Genomic DNA, 7,466 nt, shown 5'->3' with positions numbered 1-7,466 from the left:
ACGGCTATATTCCTTACTATAGCGCTCTCCCCTTGAGGAGAGAGCACGGGATTTTGGTTTTAACCCTACGGCTTATTTACCACGGGCTTCAATTACGGCCTGAGCAACGTTGTTCGGCGCGTCATCATACTTCAGGAACTCCATGGAGTAAGAAGCACGACCTTTGGTCAGGGAACGCAGCTGAGTTGCATATCCGAACATTTCAGACAGCGGAACTTCAGCGTGAATCACAACGCCAGTAACGTTGGATTCTTGACCACGCAGCATACCACGACGACGGCTAAGGTCACCGATGACGTCACCAGTGTTCTCTTCCGGAGTTTCTACTTCAACCTTCATGATCGGCTCAAGCAGAACTGGTTTCGCTTTCTTAAAGCCATCTTTGAAGGCAATAGAAGCGGCCAGTTTAAACGCCAGTTCAGAGGAGTCAACGTCATGGTAAGAACCGAAGTGCAGACGCACGCCGAGATCAACTACCGGGTAACCTGCCAGCGGACCAGCTTTCAGCTGTTCCTGGATGCCTTTATCAACGGCCGGGATGTATTCGCCAGGAATTACACCACCTTTGATGTCGTTGATGAACTCGTATCCTTTCGGATTTGAGCCCGGCTCCAGCGGGTACATGTCGATCACAACGTGACCATACTGACCACGACCACCAGACTGCTTGGCATGTTTACCTTCGATATCGGTAACTTTCGCACGAATCGCTTCGCGGTAAGCAACCTGAGGTTTACCGACGTTCGCTTCAACGTTGAATTCACGCTTCATACGGTCAACGATGATGTCGAGGTGCAGCTCACCCATACCGGCGATAATGGTCTGGTTAGATTCTTCGTCAGTCCATACGCGGAATGACGGGTCTTCTTTCGCCAGACGACCCAGAGCCAGACCCATTTTTTCCTGGTCAGCTTTGGTTTTCGGTTCAACAGCGATGGAGATTACCGGCTCAGGGAATTCCATACGCTCCAGAATGATCGGGTGATCCGGGTTACACAGGGTATCACCAGTGGTCACGTCTTTCAGACCGATAGCTGCAGCGATGTCGCCCGCGCGAACTTCTTTGATCTCTTCACGTTTGTTAGCGTGCATCTGTACGATACGACCGAAACGCTCACGTGCAGATTTCACGGAGTTCAGGATGGTATCACCAGAGTTAACCACACCGGAGTAAACGCGGAAGAAGGTCAGGTTACCCACGAACGGGTCGGTAGCGATTTTAAATGCCAGAGCAGCAAACGGCTCTTCATCGCTAGCGTGACGCTCAGCCGGAGTATCTTTACCATCGTCCAGAATACCGTTGATCGCAGGTACATCAACCGGGGATGGCAGGTAATCAACTACCGCATCCAGCATCGCCTGAACACCTTTGTTCTTAAATGCAGAACCACAGGTTACCAGGATGATTTCGTTGTTCAGAACACGCTGACGCAGAGCTTTTTTGATCTCTTCTTCAGTCAGTTCTTCACCACCCAGGTATTTCTCCATTAGCTCTTCTGAAGCTTCTGCAGCGGACTCGATCAGGTTCTGGTGCCATTCGTCAGCCAGGTCCTGCATGTCAGCCGGGATATCTTCGTATTCGAAGGTAACGCCCTGGTCTGCATCGTTCCAGTTGATGGCTTTCATTTTCACCAGGTCAACAACACCGGTGAAACCTTCTTCAGCACCAATTGCCAGCTGCAGCGGAACCGGGTTCGCGCCCAGACGGGTTTTGATCTGACCAACAACTTTCAGGAAGTTCGCACCCATACGGTCCATTTTGTTAACGAACGCAATGCGTGGAACTTTATATTTGTTTGCCTGACGCCATACGGTTTCAGACTGTGGCTGAACACCACCAACTGCGCAGTAAACCATTACCGCACCATCAAGCACACGCATGGAACGTTCTACTTCGATGGTGAAGTCAACGTGCCCCGGGGTGTCAATGATGTTAACGCGATGCGGTTCATACTGCTTAGCCATACCAGACCAGAATGCAGTAGTCGCTGCGGAGGTGATAGTGATACCACGCTCCTGCTCCTGCTCCATCCAGTCCATGGTTGCTGCGCCGTCATGAACTTCACCGATTTTGTGGTTTACACCGGTGTAGAACAGAATACGTTCGGTAGTAGTGGTTTTACCGGCGTCGATGTGCGCACTGATACCGATGTTACGGTAGCGTGCGATGGGTGTTGTACGAGCCATTTGATTCCTCGTTTATTTCTTTAGGCGTTCAGTTAAGTTATCCAGCACGGGCGACTGACCTGCAGCGCCCGCCTGGTGACTATGACTCCGAAGGGATTACCAACGGTAGTGAGCGAACGCCTTGTTGGCTTCTGCCATGCGGTGAACGTCTTCACGTTTCTTAACTGCAGTACCTTTGTTGTCTGCAGCATCAGAAAGTTCGTTCGCCAGACGCAGAGCCATGGATTTATCACCACGTTTACGAGCAGCTTCTACGATCCAACGCATTGCCAGGGCATTACGACGAACCGGACGGACTTCAACTGGAACCTGGTAAGTCGAACCACCTACGCGGCGGGACTTAACTTCGACGGTCGGACGAACGTTGTCCAGAGCGACTTCGAAAGCTTCCAGTTCATTTTTACCAGAGCGCTGAGCCAGGGTCTCCAGCGCGCTGTATACGATAGCTTCTGCAGTAGATTTTTTACCATCTACCATCAGGATGTTTACAAATTTTGCCAGCAGTTCTGATCCGAACTTCGGATCTGGAAGGATTTTACGCTGACCAATGACGCGACGACGTGGCATGGAAATACTCCGTTGTTAATTCAGGATTGTCCAAAACTCAAAGAGTTTAGTTTGACATTAATATAAAACGTTTGGCCTTACTTAACGGAGAACCATTAAGCCTTAGGACGCTTCACGCCATACTTGGAGCGAGCTTGCTTACGGTCTTTAACGCCGGAGCAGTCAAGCGCACCACGAACGGTGTGGTAACGAACACCCGGAAGGTCTTTAACACGACCGCCACGGATCAGGATCACGGAGTGTTCCTGCAGGTTGTGACCTTCACCGCCGATGTAGGAGGTGACTTCGAAACCGTTAGTCAGACGAACACGGCACACTTTACGCAGTGCGGAGTTCGGTTTCTTAGGAGTGGTGGTATATACGCGAGTACATACACCACGTTTCTGCGGGCAGGCTTCCAGTGCAGGCACGTTGCTCTTTGCAACTTTGCGTGCGCGTGGTTTGCGTACCAGCTGGTTAATTGTTGCCATTAAATAGCTCCTGGTTTTAGCTTTTGCTTCGTAAACACGTAATAAATCGCCTCATATAATATGAGGACGCAGAATTTTAGGGCGGTGCCGAAAAGGTGTCAAGAAATATACAACGATCCCGCCATTACCAGGACAACTGTCCAGGATGTTTGACCGACATTCTGACGAAATCAGTATAGCCAACCCTGACGACACTGTCCGCAATTTGACCAACCAGCCCGCGGGCTTCGATATCTTCTTGCAGAGCGTAGATGGAGATGGGGGCAGAGTGCAGGATTTCAAGGAATGGTCCGTCGGCGATGGCCGCAATCACGCCATCGGAAAGCAGCAGGAGATCGTCGCCATCCTTTACCAGACGCAGCATCGCGCGGAGATCGGTGTGCCACGGGGACGTGCTGAGTGTATGGAGCATTCAGTCCTCAGAAACGCAAAATCACGTTGAAATCATCGAGCCGGGCGCGCAACGCTTCGGGCTCAAGCCACCCGGCATCCACCACCCACGACGTCCCGGCATTCAGGCCGCGTTCACGAGCGGACGCTGCGCATATCCAGCATGCGTCAATATCGTACAGCGGTAAGAGTTTAAAGGTCGCGATGTAATCGCGGGCAAGCACCGCCGACGGCTGTTGCCCTGGCAGCAGTTGAAAGACGCCGTCGCCGACAAAGAATACGCCGAGCTCATCGGTCAGCGCTGAAGTCGCCAGCAGCGCATCCAGACCTTCCCGACCCGAAGCAGAACCATGCGGGGCAGATGAAAAAACAAAGGCAACGCGTTTCATCAAAACTGCACCATCCGATCGCAGGTTAATGAGGCTTCCGCCAGCGCACCCAATCCGCTCAGCGTAAATCCGGGCTGCAGATTATGGCCAGGCAACCCCAACTGCTGCGCTTCTCGTTCATCGGTGACTCCGCGACGCAAAGCTGACGCCACGCAGATGTGCAGTGCGACGGCATGATCGTCATGCAACCGCTGCCACGCGCGGACAAGGTCAAATTCGTCGCTGGCGGGCGCTGTCAGTTGGTTTGCGTTGTAGACGCCTTCACGATAGAAGAAGACACAGGCCAACTCATGACCTTCTCGCAAAACAGCCTGGGCAAACTGCCAGGCGCTGCTGGCCTGCTGCGTACCGTAGGCAGGTCCCGTCACCGTAATGGCAAAACGCATTACTTATCCAGCCCCTGGAAATCGCCGCTCTTAAACTGACGAATATAGAGATAGACCGTATGTTTAGAAATATTCAGCCTATCAGCAACCTGGTTGATGGCGTCTTTGATATCAAAGATCCCTTTCTCGTAGAGATTCAGGACAATCTGGCGATTTTTAGCATTGTTGGAAACATTGCGGTCGGCGTTCACTTCTTCAATAGTGAACTCAAGCGTTTGAGCGACCAAATCATCAACGGATGAGGCAAAGTTAACCTGAGAATTCACTTCCGGCGTTTCCGGAGGAATAAAGGTGCTCATTATCTGTGAGAACGGCACATCCAGGTTCATGTTGATGCACAGCAGACCAATGACCCGGTGTTCACGGTTACGAATAGCGATCGTGACAGACTTCATCAGGACGCCGCTCTTGGCCCGCGTAAAGTAGCACTTGGATACGCTGCTATCGGCCCCTGTCATATCATGCAGCATACGCAGCGCAAGATCGGTAATCGGCGAGCCGATTTGGCGCCCGGTATGTTCGCCGTTGGCGATGCGGATAGCGGAGCATTTCAGATCCTGTAAAGAATGCAGCACGATCTCGCAATGGGAACCAATGAGCATCGCTAACCCGTCCACAACCGCTTCATAGGATTTGAGGATATCGAAGTCGGTCTGGTCGAAAGGACGTTGATCCAGCAGGTCAAGCTCACTGGTTTCGTTGGTTAAAAGCGACCTGGACATGAAAAAAAGCACTCCTTTTCAGGAGCCTGTCATTTTTTACACACAATCGTTCAAGGTGCGCTAAGGTGCACGCCCGAGACATTCGTTACAACGAATTTGACCAGCCATAAGCTGGCGAGGTAAGAGGCAAACATGTCTCTTATCCGTCCCAGGGCTGACTCCAGTGCGTAACCGGAATAAGCGGATGCAGCCAATGTAGAGGCAGCTTGAAGGATGAGGTGTAGCTTGTCAGGGCAGGCTCATCATCATTATTAATGCTAACTAAAGTAATACAGCGCTTGAGGCACTTTCCAGTTTTAATTATATCTGCCCCAAATAAAAAAGCCGCCGCCTTTAATGGCGGCGGCTTAAACCAGATTACTTCTTGGCGTCTGCGCTTTGTGCGTCAGCTTTAGCATCAGCCGCCGCTTCAGGCTTAGCATCGGCTTTCGGCGCCGGTTTGATATCCAGCAGCTCTACGTCGAAGACCAGCGTGGAGTTAGCCGGAATACCCGGGACGCCAGTTTTGCCGTAAGCCAGATCCGGCGGGATAACCAGCTTGATTTTGCCGCCTTTTTTGATATTTTTCAGGCCTTCAGTCCAGCCAGGGATAACGCCGTCCAGACGGAAGGAGAGCGGCTCACCACGGGTGTAGGAGTTATCGAACTCTTTACCGTCAATCAGCGTACCTTTGTAATTCACGACAACAGTGTCACTGTCTTTTGGTGCGTCGCCGGTCCCTTCTTTTTCAACTTTGTACAGCAGACCAGATTTAGAGGTTTTGACGCCCTTCTCTTTTGCGAAGGTGTCACGATAGGCTTTGCCTTTAGCATCGTTTTCAGTCGCGTCTTTTTCCATTTTCTGCTGAGCCGCAGTTTTTACGCGGGTTTCGAAAGTTTGCAAGGTCTGCTCGATTTCTTGATCGGACAGTTTGCTTTTGTTCGCAAAAGCATCCTGAACACCGGCGATCAACTGATCTTTATCCAGCTTGATACCCAGTTTTTCTTGTTCTGTCAGGGAGTTTTCCATGTAACGTCCCAGTGAAGCACCCAGCGCATAAGCAGATTTTTGATCGTCATTCTTAAATGCCACTTTGCTATCCGTTGCAGGTGCCGTCTTCGCAGCAGTATCAGCCGCAAAGGTCAGCGGTGCATTCAGGGCGACGGCCATCGTGGTCGCCAGCAGCGTTACTTTAAACAGTGATTTCATCCATTTCTCCAGGGCCGGGGCATCTCACCCCAGGGTTATCGTAAAAAGCAAAAAAGGTACTATAAAACGTTGCAGAGCAAATCTACATACAGACCTTCCTGAATATCGCCAGTTTTCAGACTATTTTTGTATAAATAAGTTTCCTGTCTGACGCGAGGTTGCTGCGCGAAGGGTGAAAGTTGAGTAGAATCCGCTCGCGAGATAAGACAGAAGAGGTTACTCATGCACAACACTACACTGGAGACTCGCCTGGCGGAGCTGGAAAGCCGGCTGGCGTTTCAGGAAATCACTATTGAAGACCTCAACAAGACCGTCACCGCCCATGAAATCGAAATGGCGAAAATGCGTGAACATATGCGTTTGATGGTTGAAAAACTGAAAGCGACCCAATCATCACATATCGCATCGCAGGCAGAAGAAACGCCCCCGCCACATTATTGAAGCGTAAAAAAAGCGGGTCTCCCCGCTTGACGGTCTCCGGCAGCGCCATGTCTACCGGATTGAATACCCTAAGAATTTCAAGTAGCATAAAGCCAGCCCAACGGGCCTGCAGCTTGAAAGACGACGGGTATTAGTGACAACCACAGCCGCCATTACCACAACCGCCTTTGCCATGTTCATGACCGTGGTCGTGATCGTGGCCGTGACCGCCGCAGCAACCTTCATGATCGTGGTCATGATCGTGACCGTGGGCACCGTGCACGTGACCGTGCTCCAGCTCTTCTGCAGTCGCTTCACGAATCGCAACCACTTCAACGTTGAACTTCAGATTCTGACCAGCCAGCATGTGGTTACCGTCAACCACGACATGCTCGTCATCCACTTCGGTGATTTCAACCGGCACCGGACCCTGGTCAGTTTCTGCCAGGAAACGCATGCCCACCTGCAGTTCATCAACGCCCATGAAGACGTCTTTAGGAACGCGCTGAACCAGATTTTCGTCGTACTGGCCGTACGCATCGTTGGCGCCGACTTCTACGTCAAATTTGTCGCCCACTTCATGACCATCCAGCGCATTTTCCAGGCCGGAAATCAGGGAGCCGTGACCATGCAGGTAGTCCAGCGGCGCGCTTACCGGAGACTCATCAACCAACACACCGTCTTCTGTACGTACCTGATAGGCCAGGCTGACCACCAGGTCTTTTGCTACTTTCATGATATCTCCTG

At 51.5% G+C, this 7,466-nt stretch carries 10 protein-coding genes; 1 reads left to right on the top strand and 9 read right to left on the bottom strand.

Features of this window, described 5'->3' with window-relative positions; genetic code table 11:
• Window positions 1–72: 72 nt before the first annotated feature.
• The 8 genes from fusA to fkpA all read right to left on the bottom strand — a co-directional run bounded on the left by fusA (window position 73) and on the right by fkpA (window position 6,299).
• The gene (gene fusA / locus ACZAHD_RS10895; protein ID WP_462456780.1) at window positions 73–2,187 is read right to left on the bottom strand and encodes an elongation factor G; all 2,115 of its coding nucleotides are present in this window, start codon (window positions 2,185–2,187) and stop codon (window positions 73–75) included.
• A gap of 96 nt (window positions 2,188–2,283) precedes the next feature.
• Window positions 2,284–2,754, bottom strand: a complete 471-nt coding sequence (gene rpsG, locus ACZAHD_RS10890) for a 30S ribosomal protein S7 (RefSeq protein ID WP_004106370.1) — start codon at window positions 2,752–2,754, stop codon at window positions 2,284–2,286.
• A gap of 95 nt (window positions 2,755–2,849) precedes the next feature.
• Window positions 2,850–3,224 carry a 30S ribosomal protein S12 gene (gene rpsL / locus ACZAHD_RS10885; RefSeq protein ID WP_002920115.1) on the bottom strand — a complete coding sequence of 125 codons (375 nt, stop codon included), beginning with the start codon at window positions 3,222–3,224 and terminating at the stop codon, window positions 2,850–2,852.
• A gap of 124 nt (window positions 3,225–3,348) precedes the next feature.
• Window positions 3,349–3,636: a sulfurtransferase complex subunit TusB gene (gene tusB / locus ACZAHD_RS10880; protein WP_462456779.1), complete on the bottom strand. Its 288-nt coding sequence runs from the start codon at window positions 3,634–3,636 to the stop codon at window positions 3,349–3,351.
• A gap of 7 nt (window positions 3,637–3,643) precedes the next feature.
• Entirely contained in the window at window positions 3,644–4,003 is a 360-nt protein-coding gene (tusC, locus tag ACZAHD_RS10875; RefSeq protein WP_462456778.1) for a sulfurtransferase complex subunit TusC, read from the bottom strand.
• Window positions 4,003–4,389 carry a sulfurtransferase complex subunit TusD gene (tusD, locus tag ACZAHD_RS10870; protein WP_462456777.1) on the bottom strand — a complete coding sequence of 129 codons (387 nt, stop codon included), beginning with the start codon at window positions 4,387–4,389 and terminating at the stop codon, window positions 4,003–4,005. The genes tusC and tusD overlap by 1 nt, the downstream gene beginning before the upstream one ends.
• The gene (locus ACZAHD_RS10865) at window positions 4,389–5,111 is read right to left on the bottom strand and encodes a helix-turn-helix transcriptional regulator (RefSeq protein WP_004868391.1); all 723 of its coding nucleotides are present in this window, start codon (window positions 5,109–5,111) and stop codon (window positions 4,389–4,391) included. Before ACZAHD_RS10865 ends, tusD begins: the two co-directional genes overlap by 1 nt.
• 357 nt (window positions 5,112–5,468) lie before the next feature.
• Window positions 5,469–6,299, bottom strand: coding sequence for an FKBP-type peptidyl-prolyl cis-trans isomerase (gene fkpA, locus ACZAHD_RS10860; RefSeq protein WP_462456776.1), 831 nt, complete (start codon window positions 6,297–6,299; stop codon window positions 5,469–5,471).
• A gap of 222 nt (window positions 6,300–6,521) precedes the next feature.
• Between fkpA and ACZAHD_RS10855 the strand changes: the two genes are divergently transcribed.
• Window positions 6,522–6,740 (top strand): protein SlyX, encoded by a 219-nt coding sequence (locus ACZAHD_RS10855; RefSeq protein ID WP_462456775.1) that lies wholly within the window; start codon window positions 6,522–6,524, stop codon window positions 6,738–6,740.
• Between the two features lie 130 nt (window positions 6,741–6,870).
• On the opposite strand, the gene slyD is transcribed toward ACZAHD_RS10855, so the two are convergent.
• Window positions 6,871–7,455 (bottom strand): peptidylprolyl isomerase, encoded by a 585-nt coding sequence (gene slyD / locus ACZAHD_RS10850; protein WP_004868397.1) that lies wholly within the window; start codon window positions 7,453–7,455, stop codon window positions 6,871–6,873.
• Window positions 7,456–7,466 lie beyond the last annotated feature (11 nt).

It is taken from the genome of Raoultella sp. (genome assembly GCF_039594335.1).
Taxonomy (GTDB): Bacteria; Pseudomonadota; Gammaproteobacteria; order Enterobacterales; family Enterobacteriaceae; genus Klebsiella.
Note: the sequence above shows the minus strand (reverse complement) of the source record. Positions and strands in the feature narration are given on the sequence as shown.

What these genes read in the sequence shown, in the direction of transcription:
- fusA (WP_462456780.1), bottom strand. Translation starts at nt 2,187, where the DNA reads ATGGCTCGTACAACACCCATCGCACGCTACCGTAACATCGGTATCAGT.
- rpsG (WP_004106370.1), bottom strand. Translation starts at nt 2,754, where the DNA reads ATGCCACGTCGTCGCGTCATTGGTCAGCGTAAAATCCTTCCAGATCCG.
- rpsL (WP_002920115.1), bottom strand. Translation starts at nt 3,224, where the DNA reads ATGGCAACAATTAACCAGCTGGTACGCAAACCACGCGCACGCAAAGTT.
- tusB (WP_462456779.1), bottom strand. Translation starts at nt 3,636, where the DNA reads ATGCTCCATACACTCAGCACGTCCCCGTGGCACACCGATCTCCGCGCG.
- tusC (WP_462456778.1), bottom strand. Translation starts at nt 4,003, where the DNA reads ATGAAACGCGTTGCCTTTGTTTTTTCATCTGCCCCGCATGGTTCTGCT.
- tusD (WP_462456777.1), bottom strand. Translation starts at nt 4,389, where the DNA reads ATGCGTTTTGCCATTACGGTGACGGGACCTGCCTACGGTACGCAGCAG.
- ACZAHD_RS10865 (WP_004868391.1), bottom strand. Translation starts at nt 5,111, where the DNA reads ATGTCCAGGTCGCTTTTAACCAACGAAACCAGTGAGCTTGACCTGCTG.
- fkpA (WP_462456776.1), bottom strand. Translation starts at nt 6,299, where the DNA reads ATGAAATCACTGTTTAAAGTAACGCTGCTGGCGACCACGATGGCCGTC.
- ACZAHD_RS10855 (WP_462456775.1), top strand. Translation starts at nt 6,522, where the DNA reads ATGCACAACACTACACTGGAGACTCGCCTGGCGGAGCTGGAAAGCCGG.
- slyD (WP_004868397.1), bottom strand. Translation starts at nt 7,455, where the DNA reads ATGAAAGTAGCAAAAGACCTGGTGGTCAGCCTGGCCTATCAGGTACGT.